Genomic DNA, 15529 nt, shown 5'->3' with positions numbered 1-15529 from the left:
GAACGTGCTCATGAAGGCACTCGTCTATCACGGTCCCCGCCAGGTCAGCGTCGACGAGGTCCCCGACGCCCGGATCGAGAAGCCCACCGACGTCCTGGTGAAGATCACCTCGACCAACATCTGCGGGTCGGACCTGCACATGTACGAAGGACGCACCGACTTCGAGCAGGGCCGCATCTTCGGCCACGAGAACCTCGGCGAGGTCATCGAGGTCGGCGGCGGCGTCGACAAGATCCGGGTCGGGGACATGGTGTCCGTCCCGTTCAACGTCAGCTGCGGGCACTGCAACAACTGCGAACATGGACTGACCAACTACTGCCTGACCGCCAACGAACCCGGTGTAGCAGGTGGCGCCTACGGCTTCGCCGACATGGGCGGCTGGGCCGGCGGGCAGGCCGAGTACCTGCGCATCCCGTGGGGCGATTTCCAGTGCCTGCGCCTGCCCGAGGACGCCAAGGGCAAACAGAACGACTACACGATGCTCTCCGACATTCTGCCCACCGGCTGGCACGCAGTGGAGATGTCCGGGCTGACACCGGGCGAGACCATCGTGATCTACGGCGGCGGTCCGGTCGGTCTGATGGCCGCCCTGTCAGCGACGGTGAAGGGCGCGGCGAAGGTGATGGTCGTCGACCGCCACCCCGACCGGCTCAAGCTGGCCGAACAGATCGGCGCGATCCCGATCGACGACTCGAAGGGCTCCCCGGTCGACCAGGTCATGGAGCAGACAGGCGGCCGCGGCGCCGACCGCGGCGCCGAGTGCGTCGGCTACCAGGCCCACGACCCCCAGGGCAACGAGGACAACGCGCTGACCCTCAACAACCTGGTCGCCTCGGTGAAGTTCACCGGCGGCATCGGCACCGTCGGCGTGTTCATCCCCCAGGACCCCGGTGCCCCCGACGAGCTCGCCCAACAGGGCAAGGCCCGCTTCGACTTCGGCACCTTCTGGTTCAAGGGCCAGCAGATGGGCTGCGGACAGGCGCCGGTCAAACGCTACAACCGTCACCTGCGCAACCTCATCGCCGAGAACAAGATCACCCCGTCCTGGATCGTGTCCCACAACCTGACCCTCGACCAGGCGCCCGACGCCTACCAGCACTTCGACGCCCGTGACGAGGGCTGGACCAAGGTCGTCCTCAACCCCACCCAGCCCAGCTGAATCAACCCGATCTGACCGCCGAACCCGGCGACCAGACCTCGGAAGAGGCGACGATGAGACAGATCGAGACAGTGACCCTCGACGATGCCCGCAGGGTCATCGCCGCGGGCGAGCAGAAGGCCCGCGAGATCGGGTCTCCGAGCAACGTGGCCGTGGTCGACGCGGGCGGGGGAACCTGGTCGCACACATCCGGATGGACGACGCCTGGATGGGCAGCATCGACATCTCGATCAACAAGGCCTTCACCGCGCGGGCCTTCGACACCTCGACCGGTGACCTCGCGAAGAACTCCCAGCCCGGCGAGCAGTTCTACGGCATCAGCGACTCCAACCACGGCCGCGTGATGATCTTCGCCGGAGGTCTGCCACTGCGCGGGAGCAACGGCAATGTCGTCGGCGGTGTCGGAGTCTCCGGAGGCACCGGCGAGCAGGACCAGGTCGTCGTCGAGGCGGCCATGGCCGCGTTCTAACCCGGAGCCCGCCGACCGTCCCGAACGCGCGTCAGGAGTGCCGATGACTCATCCCCCGAGGTTCTGCGCGGCAGGCGGTTGGATGCCCACCACCACCTGTGGAGCGCCGCGCGGGTCGAGCGCGGCGACTACCACTGGATGCCCACGGACGGGCCGCTGCGCGGGGATCACCTGCCCGAGCACCTCGCCCCGGCCCTCGAAGCCACCGGGGTCGGCGGGACGATCGTGGTGCAGGCCGCACCGACGGTGGACGAGACCCGGTTCCTGCTTGAGCTCGCCCACACCACCGACTTCGTACTCGGGGTGACCGGGTGGGTGGCCCTCGACCAGCCCGAGGACGCCGAGCTGCTGGCCGAGCTCGCCGCCGACGAGTATCTGCGGGCGGTACGACCCATGATCCACGACCTGCCCGACCCGAACTGGGTCGCCCACCCACAGGTGCACGCCAACCTCGAGCGGCTCCACGAGCTGGGGCTCCGGTTCGAGGCCCTCACCCACACCGAGCACCTGCCCGCCCTCGATGCCGCGCTGGCGGCGGTCCCAGAGCTGCCGGCAGTGATCAACCACCTATCCAAACCCGCCTACCGGCCGGACGCCGACGACCAGTGGCGGCAGTGGATGCGGCGGTTGGCCGAGCGGCCCAACACGTGGTGCAAGTTCTCCGGAATGCTCACCGAAGTCGGCCCCGGCTGGTCGCCGGCGCAGTTCCAGCCTTACGCGGACTTCCTGTTCGAGACCTTCGGCGCCGACCGTGTCATGTTCGGCAGCGACTGGCCGGTCTCCAGCCAGCTGCTCGCCTACACCGACGTGGTCGCACTCACCGACCAGCTCGTCACGGAGGCGGGACCCGCCGCGGTCGACGCATTCTGGGCCCACACCGCCGAGCGCTTCTACGGCGTGCGAGCGCCCGCCGCGGCGACGCTGGCTCGCTCGGATCAACCGCTGTCGTCGTAACAGCATCCCCCACACAACGTGGCTCTTCCCAGATGAGGGTGTAGGTCGGCCGGGCGCGTCGGTCCGCAGATAGACGTCGAGGTCTCCCGACGATGGAGGTTCCTACGCCATCCATCCGAAAGACCTCGACGTGTCCGACGCTACCCCGCCGGCCGGGTTCGGCCGCCCTGACCTGACCGCCTTCGCGGCTCATCCCAATCGACCCCTGATCGGGTCTGCTGACCCCCTCGACGAGAACGCAGCGACATCACAGCCACCCAACCCCGACCGTCCGGGAAGCCGGGGCACGTCACATGGCCTGTGCTGCGGGCGTGTCGAGTGGGTCGTCCAGGGGCGACGCAGGAGCGTCGACGCGACGTGCTGAGAGGTGGTTCCAACCGAGCGCTAGGACACCGGCTACAGGCATGGCGATAGGTCAGGAACGGCGTCGCTCCCTGCGCAGGAGGGAGCGCAGAGTCTCGGCGTTCGCGTAGCCGACCCGTCGCGCGATCTCGGCGGAGGTGAGGTCCGTGGTTGCTGAGAGGTGCCGAGCTCGTTCGATGCGAAGCCGTTGGACGAAGCCGAGCGGAGTGAGGTTGAGCGCCGCACGGACTCGTCGTTCGAGGGTGCGCCGGCTGGTGCCGAGCGACTGCGCGACGACGGCGACGTTGAACGGTTCGTCCAGGCGGACGCGCACGAAGCGTTCGAACTCGACGACGATCGGGTCCTCGTGCCGGAGATGTTCGTAGGCGACGAAGGCCGCCTGCGACGGGCGCTCGTCGATGATGAGGAGCTTGGCGACATGTTGGGCCAGGTCGGGGCTGATCGATCGCACGAGTGAGAGCGCGAGGTCGATGTGGGCGAAGGCGGCGCCGGCGGTGACGAGGTTCCCGTCGACCACGACCATGGTGTCGAGATCGAGGGCGACGGTCGGATAGCGCTTCAGGAACTCCGGCCCCAGGAACCAGCTGGTCGTCGCCCGCCGATGATGCATCCGTCCGGTCTCGGCGACGGCGAACACGCCGGTGCACGCCGCGGCGATCCGGGTGGTCGCGTCGTCGAGGCGCCCGAGTGAGGCGATGACCGAACGAGCATCTCGGCTCTGGAGGGCGTCGTGGGTCGCGGCGGCCGTGAGGGTTCCAAGCGCAGGGACGACGACCACGTCGAACTCTCCGGACTCCGACAGCGGGTGGTCCACCGACAGGGTCATCGATGCCGTCGTGGTCACTCGCCGTTTCGGTCCGAGGATGGCGAGTTCGATCGGGTCGATCCGCGGGTCGACATCGCCGCGGGCTCCGTCGGCCACCCGCACGATGTCGATGACCGACGCGACCGCCGAACCGAAGCAGCCGTCGATCGCGATCAGTCCGATACGCATGGCGCGAACAATAGCAATACTGCCGTATACGCCACTCCCCACCGGCCCTCGCTCGTCATACGCTGAACTCGCCCCACGAAGAACCCCGACTTCAAGGAGAACCCCTCATGTCCACACCCGCATCACTTCCGTATGCCTTCGTCGCTAAGATCGTCGCGGCCGATGGACAGCACGACGCGCTCGCCGATCTGCTCGCCGGCGCTGTCGCACTCGCCAACGAAGAAGTAGGAACGATTGTCTGGTTCGCGGCTAGGACCCACGCCGACACCTTCTGGATCTTCGATGCATTCCCCGACGAGGCCGCTCGCGACGCCCACGCCAACGGCGCCATCGTCGCAGCCCTGATGGCCAACCAGCACCTCCTCGGCGCAGCACCCGAGATCCTGGCGGCCGACGTCCTCGCGTCCAAGCTCCCGTAGTCCGCCAACGCACGAGACGATCGCGCCCCGCCGAGCCGTCGGACCCGGCCGCCTCGACACCCGCACCACGTTGACGATCCCCGACGGGCCGATCACGAGGAGGCCAGGCAACACCAGGCGCAAGCCCGGAGCGGCACTGTTTCACCGGTGGTCATCGAGAGAGCCAGCGCGGTTCCATGGCAGCGCAACTGTGTCAACTTGCCCTCCGTCCCGCGAGGCGCCGTGGGCGGGTCGTGGTTGCGATCCGTTGCCGTGACCGGGAGACGCGTTGCGCGTCGCAGCGATGACGGGTCGTTGGCGTTCCGGGGCGTTGCGTTCGTGCGCGCCGCGCGTGCGGCATGGAGCATCTCGCTGCGCACACAACGATCGCTGCGCCGACGCACCGTTGACACCTCGCACGTCCAGGTCGCGACACAACGCCACGCTGCGTTGCCGAGCGGAGCGAGGCATATCGGCACACGGACAGGATGCCGGCCGCGAGCGCTCAGCCGGCGAGGGGTCCGTCGCAGAGGAGAGCGACGTCGGTGTCGGGCAGAGCCGTGAGGCCAGCGCATTGCGCGACCACCAGAACCGAACCGCCCCTGCCCTGCGTTTGCGCAGGTCAGGGGCTGTTCGCCGGAGCCGCCTGTCGGAATCGAACCGACGACCTAATCACGTCGGCTTTGCGGGCTCTTCCCAGATGAGGGTGTAGGTCGGCCGGGCGCGTCGGTCCGCAGATAGACGTCGAGGTCTCCCGACGATGGAGGTTCCTACGCCATCCATCCGAAAGACCTCGACGTGTCCGACGCTACCCCGCCGGCCGGCTTCGGCCGCCCTGACCTGACCGCCTTCGCTCGACTCGACGGCCTCGGTCTGAGCGTGACCGGGCAACGACTTGAACCGGATCGTGCGGTCCTCGCGTGCCGCGTGGTGGAACCAGATCAGTCTTGCCGACGGTGCGGCAGCGAAGGCGCTGCTCGTGACACCGTGATCCGGCGGTTGGCCCACGAGCCGCTGGGCTGGCGACCGACCGTGCTGGAAGTTGTAGTGCGCCGCTACCGCTGTGCCGACTGCGGACACGTGTGGCGCCAAGACACCAGCGCCGCGGCGGAGCCACGCGCGAAGCTCTCGCGCACCGGGTTGCGGTGGGCGCTGGAAGGGATCGTGGTCGCACACCTCACCGTCGCCCGTGTCGCCGAGGGACTCGGGGTCGCGTGGGACACCGCCAACAACGCGATCCTGGCCGAAGGCAATCGGCTGCTGATCAACGACCCCACGCGGTTCGAGGGCGTGAAGGTCATTGGCGTCGATGAGCACGTCTGGCGCCACACCAGGCGTGGCGACAAGTATGTCACCGTGATCATCGACCTCACCCCGGTCCGCGATGGCGCCGGCCCAGCAAGGCTGCTGGACATGGTCGAGGGCCGGTCGAAGGCGGCGTTCAAGACCTGGCTCGCCGACCGCGACGACGCCTTCCGTGACGCGGTCGAGGTGGTCGCGATGGACGGCTTCACCGGGTTCAAGACCGCCGCTGCGGAGGAGATCCCGGACGCGGTCACGGTGATGGATCCCTTCCACGTCGTGCGCCTGGCCGGTGACGCCCTCGACAGGTGCCGGCGCCGGGTCCAACTCGCGATCCACGGGCACCGTGGGTTCAGGGACGACCCGCTCTACAAGTCGCGGCGCACGCTGCACACCGGCGCGGACCTGCTCACCGACAAGCAGAGCGACAGGCTACGCGCGCTGTTCGTTGATGACGCTCACGTCGAGGTCGAGGCGACCTGGGGTGTCTACCAGCGCATGATCGCCGCCTATCGCCACGAGGACCGGCAACGTGGCCGCGAGCTCATGGAGAAGCTGATCACCGACCTCAGCGCCGGCGTCCCCAAGGTGCTCACCGAGCTCACCACCCTGGGCCGGACCCTGAAGAAGCGAGCCGCCGACGTGCTCGCCTACTTCGAACGACCCGGCACCAGCAACGGGCCGACCGAGGCGCTCAACGGACGGCTCGAACACCTGCGCGGCTCCGCACTCGGGTTCCGCAACCTGACCAACTACATCGCCCGAAGCCTGCTCGAGACCGGCGGCTTCAGACCCCAACTCCTACACCCCCGATTGGATGAGCCCACAACGTCCTTCGAAGGAGACCGATCATGGCTGAACCAGTGACCGCGGGGCTTCTCGTGCGTATCGAGGCGCTGCCCGGCCGAGAGAAAGACGTCGAGGACTTCCTCCAGCAGGGGCTGACCCTCGTGCAGGACGAACCCGCCACCGTGCGGTGGTTCGCCATCCGGTTCGGGCCCTCGTCGTTCGGCATCTACGACGCGTTTCCGGATGACTCCGGTCGCCAGGCACACCTCTCGGGGCAGGTCGCCCACGCCCTTTCGGAGAACACCGGGGTCTTGTTTGCCCAGCCGACCATCGAACCCGTGGACGTGATCGCGGAGAAGCTACCGATCTGATAACCGTGTGTCGGAGCTCCGGTCAGCGGTACCGTCGCACCGCGCCCGCGCCCGCGCCCGCGCCCGCGGACGCGGCCGGATCGGGGCAGTGGGCTTTGATCTCGACGATGCGGGCGTGCATACGGGCCAGTCAATCGTACCTGCCCACCGTGTCCACCGTGGCCGCGCTGACGCCCCGGCGCCGACTCGGCGGCGTGGTCGGATGCAGACCTTGTCCAGCAGCAACTGGGTGACTGCTGCGGCGCCGGACAGGATCGCGCGATCGCCGCGGCCCGGGTGAGGTGCGCCAGGCTGCCGATCATGTCGCCGGTGCGGGCGTGCAGGTACTTGGCCTGCTCGACCAGCGTCCCGGTGGTGGGCCGCCGCAGCCCTGTCGCGGACGTCGGTGTACTGTCGAACATCGTGGGGATCACCCACCGAGCCGCACGCTCGACGCGGCGCCTTGATGCCGAATTGAGGGTCGGACACGAGGCGCGCTCTCATCGCGGCCTCCTACCGGGACGCGGTCTGATCCCGGATCCATGCCAGGTACGGCGGACTGCCGTCGTGGATCGGCCGCGCGCTGATGCTGGGCACGTCGTAGGGATGGGCGTGTGCCGCTCGCTCGACGATGGCCGGGATGAGGCTGCGACGGGTGTGTAGGGCGGCGCGTCCCTCGGTCCGGTCGTGGACCTCATCGGCCCAGCGATAGGTCGACTGCACCGGCGCAAAGTTGTGCACATTGGACGCCAGCCGGTCCGAGACGAGTTCGCGGGTGAACTCGCGCAGCCAGTCCGGATCTGGCGCGGTGATCACGACCTCGCACAGCTCGACGTCATCGGAAGCGCTCACGGCGTGATCCCTCGTTCGGCGATGAGGCCGGTCATGCTCTGTTCCGAGTCGTCTGCGGTCTTGCCCATCGTGGCCCATCCGGTCATGACCTGGTCGTCGTAGCCGAGCCCGACCCACCGGCCGGTGAACTCGATGCCGTGCGGGTGCATCGCGAGAAACATCGTCCCCTTCGAGCGGACCGCGCCGTCGGCGGCGGCATACCAACCAGTGAGAACCTGGTTGTCCCACAGGCGCAGCTCACCGGTCCACAGATAGCCGCCTTCGTTCTGGCTGAGACCGCGTTGGGTGGCGGCGATGTGGACCAGGTCGCCCTCCTGGCGCATGTGTACGGGCTGGGTCGCGATCTTCTCGACCCCGTCGCGGGTGGTCTGCCAGGACGCCCACCAGTCACCGGTCAGTGTGACCCGGCCCGGGGTGCGGCCGGCCAGTTCAGTCACCGATACGCCGAGCGCGTCGGCGATGGTGAGGGCGACCGACAGCAGGGGTTGTTGCTCGCCGGCTTCGTAGCGGCGGATCTGCCGGGTGTCGACACCGGCCACGTGCGCCAGGTCGGCCTGCGACATGCCGAGATCCGCTCGGCGTCGGCGGATCACTTCGCCCATTTCCACGGCGCCCATCCTCGGAGGACTTGCTAGTCCTTGACAAGCGGACTAGTTCGCCTCATTGTAGGTCTAGTTAGTCCGCAGCGGGGGCGGATAAGACCGCCCTTGCCGGGCTGACCTCGGCGGACCGCTGGCCCGCTGCTCAACCCGAGGAGAAGCAACATGGCGATCAAGAACAAGTTCCCCGTCGCGATGGGCGACGTGTTCCCGCACGGCGCGTTCATCGTGTCGGAGGTCGAGCCGGTGCGGGACTTCGACCAGTCCGCGCCGGGCCGTCCGGTGCAGCAGAACGACAAGGAGTCCGGTCTGCCGGTGTGGTCGGTTTCGGTCCTCGACGCGGACCCGGAGGCGCGGCGCTCGGACAAGACGGTGACGGTGAAGATTGCCGCCACCCACCAGCCGGTGCCGCCGGAGGCTGCTGCCGGTCTGCCGTTTCGCCCGGTGGAGTTCGACGGGCTCACGGTCACGCCGTATGTGCAGGAGAACGGGAGCCGGCCCCGGGTGGCCTACAGCTTCCGTGCCGCCGGAATGCGTGCCCCAGCCCACCAGCGTCCGACATCCAGCCAGAAGAACCAGGACGCGGCCTGACCAGCACGTATCCGGTCCCCCTTGTAGGTGGAGGGAAGCCCGCGGCAACGGGCTTCCCTCCGGATCTCCTTCACCCCTCGCCGTAGCCAGGCACGGAGCTCGGAAGGACACCGACCCTAGATGAACACGCCTTCTGCACCACCCACCCCCGGCAACGCCGCGACGGTGGTCCCGGTCAGTCGCCTCGTCGAGGCCGGCCTGCGCCGGGTCACCGACGCGATCGCGGACACCACCCCTGCCCCGGTCGGGGACCTGCACGCCCATGCCGCCCGGGCCCGTCGGCTCTCGAAGCTGTACGCCCGCCGGGCCCGCTGGTTCGCTGTCCTCGAACGCGACACCATCCGCCAACACCACATCCCGCTCGTCTACATCCAGGCCGTCGTCGACGCCGGATGCTCCGCGGATCGAGAGGCTCGGTTCTGGGCCGACACCGCTGCCGACTGGCAGGCACTGATCGAGGCACGGCCCACCTCGGACGTGGCCGGGGCCATGTCGAACTGGCACGAGCTGGACCTCACCGACGAGCCTCCAGCGCCCAGCTCCCCCGCTGGGAGTATCCGGTGAGCGCGCGGGCGGCCCGGCTGCCGCTGCTGCACCTGGTCCCCACCGCCACGGCCGCCAGTCACCGGTGGCGTGACAACGCCGCGTGCCTCGGGCTGGACGCCGAGCTGTTCTTCCCGGTCGACAACCGCGCCGCCTCGGTCGAGACCCCGCGTCGGGTGTGTCGGGGCTGCCCGGTTCGGGCCGAGTGCCTGGCCGACGTGATGGCCACCGAGGAGCCCGCCCGCCGGTTCGGCGTCGTCGGCGGCACCACGCCAGGTGAGCGCCGGGTCCTGCACCGCGCCGGGCTGGCCATCACTACCCCCCTGGTCGGGGGTGAGGTCGCATGACCGCTATGCCCGACCGTCCGGCGCGTTGTGAGGTCTGCCGGGCCCCGCTGGACGAGCGCCCGGACCCGCGACGTCGTCGCTGCGCTGATCACCTCGACCAGCTCGCCCTGGTCCCGCTGACCACCGTCCGCCGGAAGGGAGGCCGTCGATGACCACCACCGGAACCCTCGTCCTCCTCGGCGGCGGCACCGCAGTCCTGCTCTACGTGCTGCACCAGATCGGCCATTACCTCGCCCGCGTCCTGGAAGCCCTCGCCACCGTCGCGGTCGTGTTCGTCGCCGCCTGGTTCCTGATCAAAGGCGCCTACACCGCCGCCGGCTGGATGATCCGGCACTGGCGCACCACGCTGACCGCGGCCTGGGTGACGGTCTGGTGCTGGTTCTGGGGCTGGCCCTCGCTCGTCGCCACGGTCGCGGTCGTGGCCGTGGTGCTGGGGGTGTGGCGGCTGGTGTCGCTGCCCTCGTTCGACACCCGCGCCGGGCGACACGTGCGGTCGTGGTGGCAGCGCTGGATCGTCTACGCGCTGCGGATGCCGCGCTGGCTGCACTCTTGCCAGCTCACCGTCCCCGACCGGGCCGGGGCGACGGTCGTCCAGGTCAACCCGCTGCGCCGCACTGCGACCGCACCCCGGGCCCGGCCGCGTCGCGACCAGCTCCCGCGCATCCTGGGCGTGCGCTCCGGGCCGTCCTGGGACGAGGTGAAGATGCGGCTCGTGCCCGGGCAGACTCCGGAGGACTTCGACGCCGCCGCCCGCACCCTGGCCGTGGCCCGCGGGGTCAACCGCTGCCAGGTCCGCGAACTGGCACCCAACGAAGTCTCGATCGACTTCCAACGCCGCAACCTCCTGGCCCGCGTCGTCGCCGCACCCGACCTCGCCGCGATGGGCGATGCCACGGGTGAGGGGATCGATCTGGACCGGGTCGTGTCCGGGGCGACCGAGTACGGCACCGAGTGGCGCCAGTCCCTGCGCGGCAGCCACACCCTCGTCGGCGGTGCGACCGGCGCCGGGAAGGGCTCGCTGATGTGGGCGCCACTGATGGCGATCGCCCCCGCGATCCGAGACGGACTCGTACGGGTCAACGGGATCGACCCGAAAGGCATGGAACTGGCCTACGGGCGTCGGCTGTTCCACCGCTACGCCGTCACCTCCAAAGACGCCCTCGACCTGCTCGACGAGCTCATCGACGGGATGGAGGCCCGCAAACGCGAACATGCCGGGAACGTGCGTCTGGTCCCGATCACGAAGGACAACCCCCTCGAACTGGTGGAGTTCGACGAGATCGGAGCGCTGATCCGCTACGTCGGCGACCGCAAGACCCGCGAGGCCATCACCGAACGCATCGCGCTGCTGACCACGCAGGGCCGGGCGCTGGGCTACGCGGTCCGCGGCTACGTGCAGGAACCCACGAAGGACACCGTCCCGGTCCGGGAACTGTTCCCCCGCCGCATCTGCCTGCGCGTGGCCTCCAAGAGCCACGTCGGCATGGTTCTGGGTGATCAGGCCTATGACCGGGGTGCGTGGGCGAACCGGATCGGCGAGATCGAGGCCGGTGTCGGCTACTTGTTCGGCGAAGGCATCCGCGAACCGCTGCGCATCCGCGCCGCCTGGGTCCCCGACGAGGCCATCAAGGCCCTGGAGCAGTTCGTCACCACCCCAGACCCGGCTCCACGGCCGGCGCCAGTGCTGGCGTTCCGACCCGACACCGACCCGCAGGCCGCCGGAGGTGCCGCATGACCAACCCGGAAATCACATCCGAACCGATCGACCAGGACCAGCTCACCCGCGCGCAGCAGGCCATGCTCGCGCTGTCCAACGACGTCGCCACCCAGCTCGCCGAAGATCACGGCGTCTGTGTCCGGCCGCTGGCGATGCGCCGAATCGACCAGACCACCGGACGCGTCGACGTCGTCCCCGTGCCGTGCGGCTCCACACGGGACGATCAGTGCCGGCCGTGCGCGGACAAGGCCCGCCGGCTGCGGATGGTGCAGTGCCGCGAGGGCTGGCACCTCGAAGACGAACCCCTCACCAAGCCCGCAGACCCGACCGGCGCCCAGAAGGACCTCATGGCCACACGCGCGGACCTGCACGCCGCCTACACCGACGCCCGCACCACCGGCGACGAGGAAACCTGCGACGAGATCCGCGAGACCGTCACCGAGATCGACCAAGAACTCCGCGCCCTCGGCGTCCGGGGCCGACTCGCCCCACTCGACCCCGGACCCCAGACCGTCCGACGGACCACCCGGCGTCGGCAGGACGCGCCGAACCTCCCGCGTCGCCCGGTGGAGGATCGCACCATCGGCCGCGTGTTCGGTGGGAAGTACCGGCCCTCCACGTTCCTCACGCTCACCCTCGACACCTACGGGCGGGTGGACAAGTACGGCGCCGCCGTCGACCCGGACTCCTACGACTACCGGCGCGCGGCCCGCGATGCGATCCACTTCCCCAAGCTGCTCGACCGGTTCTGGCAGAACACCCGCCGGTGTGTCGGCTGGGACGTGCAGTACTTCGGCACCGTCGAACCCCAGAAGCGCGGCGCGCCGCACTTCCACGCCGCCATCCGCGGCACCATCCCCCGCTCCGAACTGCGGGCGATCACGGCCGCGACCTACCACCAGGTGTGGTGGCCACCCCACGACGAGATCATCTACAGCGGCGATGCGCTGCCGCGGTGGGACAACCACCACAAGGCGTTCGTCGACCCCGACACCCGCGCGCCGCTGCTGACGTGGGACGAGGCCACCGACCCCGACACCCTGACCGCACCGGCGCACACGGTGGTGTTCGGGCCGCAGGTCCACGTCAAGGGCATCCTCGGCGGCTCCGAGGAAGCCGGCCGCCATATCGGCTACCTGACGAAATACCTCACCAAGTCCGTCGGACAGGCCGCCGGCCTCGACGAGACCGCGACCAGCCGCCAGCGTGAGCACGCACGGCGCCTGGCCGCTGAGCTGGCCGTCACGCCGTGCTCGCCGCGCTGCCCGATCTGGCTGCTCTACGGCATCGAACCGAAGGGCGCCCGGCCCGGCACCGTGCCCGGGCACTGCACGGGCAAAGCCCACAAGCCCGAGCACCTCGGCATCGCCGGCCGCCGTGTCCTGGTCTCCCGCAAGTGGTCCAACAAGAGCCTCAGTGACCACCGCGCCGAGCGGACCGCGTTCGTTCGGCAACTCCTCGACCGCGCCGGGGTCAAACCCGCCTACGCCGTCGACGACGGACCGTTCACCTGGGAAACCACCGGCCCCGGAGACACCGACGTCCCACCCCGCACAGTGCTGCTGCTGCACGCGATCAACCAGCGCTCCCGATGGCGCGCCGACTACGACGCCGCCGTCCTCGCCACCAGCGACGCACCACCCGACGACCGTTCGGCAACCGAGGGAGCAGCGGCATGAAGCGCAGGGACCGGGGACCAGCGGCGGGGCCGGAGCAGCTGACGGTGGAGCAGTTGTGCGCGGAGCTCCAGGTCGCACGCTCGACCTTCTACCAGTGGCGCCAGCTCGGGAAAGGCCCTCGCTGCGTCCGGCTCCCGAACGGCGCGATCCGGGTCCGCAGGGTCGACCTGGACGCCTGGCTCTCGGCTCTGGCAGAAGCGGCATGACGGGCGCACGGGAGACGACCTACGACGTCCGCATCTGGGGCATCAGCAAGCGCGCGTGGCGCTCGGGCACGACGTATCGGGTGCGGTGGCTGGTCGGTCGGAAGGAGTGGCACGACTCATTCGCCACCCGGGCGCTCGCGGAGAGCTTCCGTGCGGACCTGCTGAGCCTGGCCCGCCAGGGCGAGCCGTTCGACGTCGAGTCCGGCCGGCCGGTGTCGTGGCAGCGTACGGAGAAGATCGTCACGAGCTGGTACGAGCACGCGTGCGCCTACGTCGACATGAAGTGGCCGCACGCCGCCGGGAAGAGCCGCCAGGGCATCGCCGAGTCCCTCGCGACGGTCACGCCTGAGCTGCTGGTCACCGCCCGGGGTCGGCCGTCGCTTCCGGTGCTGCGGGAGTTGCTCTACGGCTGGTCGTTCAACGCCCGCCGCCGTGCTGATGGACCACCGCCAAGCCACCTCGTCCGCGCCGAACAGTGGGTTGCGCAGAACACGCGGCCGGTGGCCGACCTCGCGGACCCACGAGTCCTGCGGCCGGTGCTCGACACCCTGGCCCTGCGCCTCGACGGGAGGCCGGCCGCGCCGTCCACGGTCAGCCGGAAGCGCGCGATCCTCTTCAACGCTGTCGAGTACGCGGTGGAACGCGGACACCTCGCGGGGAACCCTCTGACCTCGATGAAGTGGCGGGCACCAAAGCTGGCTGAGGCGGTGGACCCACGCGTTGTGATCAACCACGGCCAAGCCCGTGCGCTGTTCTCAGCCGTTCGGCAACTGGGCTCCGGCCCGCCGCTCGTCGCGTTCTTCGCTGTAATGTACTACGCCGCATTGCGCCCCGGGGAGGCCGTGGATCTCCGGAAGGAAGCCCTCGCGCTGCCCGAGTCGGGATGGGGCGAGCTATACCTGAGCACCTCGGCTCCGGCTGCCGGCCGGTCGTGGAGTGAGTCCGGGAACCGCCGCGAACCGCGCCAGCTCAAGCATCGCAGCGTGGACGAGGTGCGCGTCGTCCCCAGCCCCCCGGAGTTGACGACCATCCTGCGTGATCACCTCGTCGAACATGGGACCACATCGGATGGTCGACTGTTTCGCGGTGCCCGCGGTGGAGCGCTCTCCGAGAGCCATTACGGCCGCCTGTGGGCCGCTGCTCGATTCGCCGCGCTCACTTTCGACGAGGCCGCGTCGCCGCTCGCGCGCCGGCCCTACGACCTCCGGCACGCCGCCGTGTCGACCTGGCTCAATGGCGGCGTCCCCGCCACGCAGGTCGCCCAATGGGCCGGCCACAGCGTCAACGTCCTACTTCGGGTCTACGCCAAGTGCATCGCCGGCCAGGACGACGCGCTCCGCCGCCGGGTCGAGCGGGCACTCCGCGACGGTCGTTCATGATCGCGTCCGTGATGCGTCCGTGAACACCCGTAGAGACCGGCGCGGAGCCGAACACAGCTGGACAACGAGAAAGGCCCCCGGTCCCAGCGTTTCCGCTGGTCGGGGACCCTTCTCTACCCTGGTGGCTGGTCAAGGATTCGAACCTTGGAAGGCAATGCCGACGGATTTACAGTCCGCTCCCTTTGGCCGCTCGGGCAACCAGCCGGGGTGCACGTCGATCTCTCTCAGTGCGTGAACGAGGATACGACACCATGCGAGGAGCCCCGACGAGGGGGCCCCACCCCGAGGAGGAACCCAGAGATGGCCGACCCGTCGTTCGACGTCGTGAGCAAGGTCGACCGCCAGGAGGTCGACAACGCCCTGAACCAGGCCGCGAAGGAGCTGTCGCAGCGGTTCGACTTCCGTGGCACGAACACCACGGTCGCCTGGTCGGGCGAGGAGTCGGTGGTGTTCGAGTCCGACACCGAGGAGCGGCTGCGGGCCGGCATCGAGGTCTTCAAGGAGAAGCTGATCAAGCGGAGCATCTCGCTGAAGGCGTTCGAGGCGGACGAGCCCGCGATCTCCGGCAAGGTGTACCGGGCCTCCGGGAAGATCCTGCAGGGCATCGCGCAGGACAAGGCCAAGGAGATCAGCAAGGCCATCCGGGACGAGAAGCTCAAGGGCGTGCAGGCGCAGATCCAGGGCGACCAGCTGCGCGTCTCGGGCAAGAAGAAGGACGACCTGCAGGGCGTCATCGCGCTGCTGAAGTCCAAGGACTTCGGGATCGCCCTGCAGTTCACCAACTACCGTTAGCAGCACTTCGCTCACCAGCGGTCGGCTACGCTGGCAGTCCCTGACC

The 15529-nt window shown here is 69.3% G+C and carries 16 protein-coding genes, 1 tRNA gene and 1 pseudogene; 14 read left to right on the top strand and 4 right to left on the bottom strand.

All coding sequences use genetic code 11. The features are described 5' to 3' along the window. The first annotated feature begins 10 nt into the window (after window positions 1-10). The 3 genes and pseudogenes from ABD160_RS27855 to ABD160_RS27845 all read left to right on the top strand — a co-directional run bounded on the left by ABD160_RS27855 (window position 11) and on the right by ABD160_RS27845 (window position 2582). Window positions 11-1159, top strand: a complete 1149-nt coding sequence (locus tag ABD160_RS27855) for a glutathione-independent formaldehyde dehydrogenase (protein ID WP_093355730.1) — start codon at window positions 11-13, stop codon at window positions 1157-1159. A 53-nt stretch (window positions 1160-1212) separates the two neighbouring features. Next, window positions 1213-1628, top strand: a pseudogene (locus tag ABD160_RS33425) (GlcG/HbpS family heme-binding protein). Window positions 1629-1706: 78 nt separating this feature from the next. Next, a complete protein-coding gene (locus tag ABD160_RS27845) occupies window positions 1707-2582 on the top strand; it encodes an amidohydrolase family protein (RefSeq protein ID WP_344027815.1) in 876 nt (291 codons plus the stop codon). Window positions 2583-2997: 415 nt separating this feature from the next. Here ABD160_RS27845 and ABD160_RS27840 read toward each other — a convergent pair whose 3' ends face one another. Continuing rightward, window positions 2998-3939 carry a GlxA family transcriptional regulator gene (locus ABD160_RS27840; protein ID WP_020502092.1) on the bottom strand — a complete coding sequence of 314 codons (942 nt, stop codon included), beginning with the start codon at window positions 3937-3939 and terminating at the stop codon, window positions 2998-3000. Window positions 3940-4046: 107 nt separating this feature from the next. Here ABD160_RS27840 and ABD160_RS27835 point away from each other — a divergent pair, with 107 nt between their 5' ends. The 3 genes from ABD160_RS27835 to ABD160_RS27825 all read left to right on the top strand — a co-directional run bounded on the left by ABD160_RS27835 (window position 4047) and on the right by ABD160_RS27825 (window position 6799). Continuing rightward, entirely contained in the window at window positions 4047-4358 is a 312-nt protein-coding gene (locus ABD160_RS27835; RefSeq protein ID WP_006247389.1) for a putative quinol monooxygenase, read from the top strand. 777 nt (window positions 4359-5135) lie between these two features. Next, entirely contained in the window at window positions 5136-6506 is a 1371-nt protein-coding gene (locus ABD160_RS27830) for an ISL3-like element ISPfr2 family transposase (RefSeq protein WP_344027809.1), read from the top strand. After that, window positions 6491-6799: a putative quinol monooxygenase gene (locus ABD160_RS27825; RefSeq protein ID WP_344027807.1), complete on the top strand. Its 309-nt coding sequence runs from the start codon at window positions 6491-6493 to the stop codon at window positions 6797-6799. Before ABD160_RS27830 ends, ABD160_RS27825 begins: the two co-directional genes overlap by 16 nt. A 492-nt stretch (window positions 6800-7291) precedes the next feature. Here ABD160_RS27825 and cutA read toward each other — a convergent pair whose 3' ends face one another. After that, a complete protein-coding gene (gene cutA, locus ABD160_RS27820; RefSeq protein ID WP_344027804.1) occupies window positions 7292-7630 on the bottom strand; it encodes a divalent-cation tolerance protein CutA in 339 nt (112 codons plus the stop codon). Further along, window positions 7627-8232 (bottom strand): helix-turn-helix transcriptional regulator, encoded by a 606-nt coding sequence (locus ABD160_RS27815; protein ID WP_344028063.1) that lies wholly within the window; start codon window positions 8230-8232, stop codon window positions 7627-7629. The genes cutA and ABD160_RS27815 overlap by 4 nt, the downstream gene beginning before the upstream one ends. A gap of 162 nt (window positions 8233-8394) precedes the next feature. Here ABD160_RS27815 and ABD160_RS27810 point away from each other — a divergent pair, with 162 nt between their 5' ends. The 7 genes from ABD160_RS27810 to ABD160_RS27780 all read left to right on the top strand — a co-directional run bounded on the left by ABD160_RS27810 (window position 8395) and on the right by ABD160_RS27780 (window position 14691). Next, window positions 8395-8820: a plasmid replication, integration and excision activator gene (locus ABD160_RS27810; RefSeq protein ID WP_344027800.1), complete on the top strand. Its 426-nt coding sequence runs from the start codon at window positions 8395-8397 to the stop codon at window positions 8818-8820. 120 nt (window positions 8821-8940) lie between these two features. After that, the gene (locus ABD160_RS27805; RefSeq protein WP_344027796.1) at window positions 8941-9384 is read left to right on the top strand and encodes a hypothetical protein; all 444 of its coding nucleotides are present in this window, start codon (window positions 8941-8943) and stop codon (window positions 9382-9384) included. After that, window positions 9381-9710, top strand: a complete 330-nt coding sequence (locus ABD160_RS27800; RefSeq protein WP_344027793.1) for a WhiB family transcriptional regulator — start codon at window positions 9381-9383, stop codon at window positions 9708-9710. The genes ABD160_RS27805 and ABD160_RS27800 overlap by 4 nt, the downstream gene beginning before the upstream one ends. Before the next feature lie 148 nt (window positions 9711-9858). Next, complete coding sequence (locus ABD160_RS27795) at window positions 9859-11445, top strand: FtsK/SpoIIIE domain-containing protein (protein WP_344027790.1); 1587 nt, start codon at window positions 9859-9861, stop codon at window positions 11443-11445. Beyond that, window positions 11442-13106, top strand: a complete 1665-nt coding sequence (locus ABD160_RS27790) for a replication initiator (RefSeq protein ID WP_344027787.1) — start codon at window positions 11442-11444, stop codon at window positions 13104-13106. Before ABD160_RS27795 ends, ABD160_RS27790 begins: the two co-directional genes overlap by 4 nt. Further along, complete coding sequence (locus ABD160_RS27785; protein WP_344027784.1) at window positions 13019-13312, top strand: helix-turn-helix transcriptional regulator; 294 nt, start codon at window positions 13019-13021, stop codon at window positions 13310-13312. The genes ABD160_RS27790 and ABD160_RS27785 overlap by 88 nt, the downstream gene beginning before the upstream one ends. After that, entirely contained in the window at window positions 13309-14691 is a 1383-nt protein-coding gene (locus ABD160_RS27780) for a tyrosine-type recombinase/integrase (protein WP_344027780.1), read from the top strand. The genes ABD160_RS27785 and ABD160_RS27780 overlap by 4 nt, the downstream gene beginning before the upstream one ends. 119 nt (window positions 14692-14810) lie before the next feature. On the opposite strand, the gene ABD160_RS27775 is transcribed toward ABD160_RS27780, so the two are convergent. After that, window positions 14811-14895 (bottom strand) — tRNA-Tyr (locus tag ABD160_RS27775). Between the two features lie 96 nt (window positions 14896-14991). Between ABD160_RS27775 and ABD160_RS27770 the strand changes: the two genes are divergently transcribed. Next, a complete protein-coding gene (locus ABD160_RS27770; RefSeq protein WP_344027777.1) occupies window positions 14992-15483 on the top strand; it encodes a YajQ family cyclic di-GMP-binding protein in 492 nt (163 codons plus the stop codon). The last annotated feature ends 46 nt before the right edge of the window (window positions 15484-15529 follow it).

The organism is Pseudonocardia kongjuensis (assembly GCF_039526905.1).
Classification (GTDB): Bacteria; Actinomycetota; Actinomycetes; order Mycobacteriales; family Pseudonocardiaceae; genus Pseudonocardia; species Pseudonocardia kongjuensis.
Note: the sequence above shows the minus strand (reverse complement) of the source record. Positions and strands in the feature narration are given on the sequence as shown.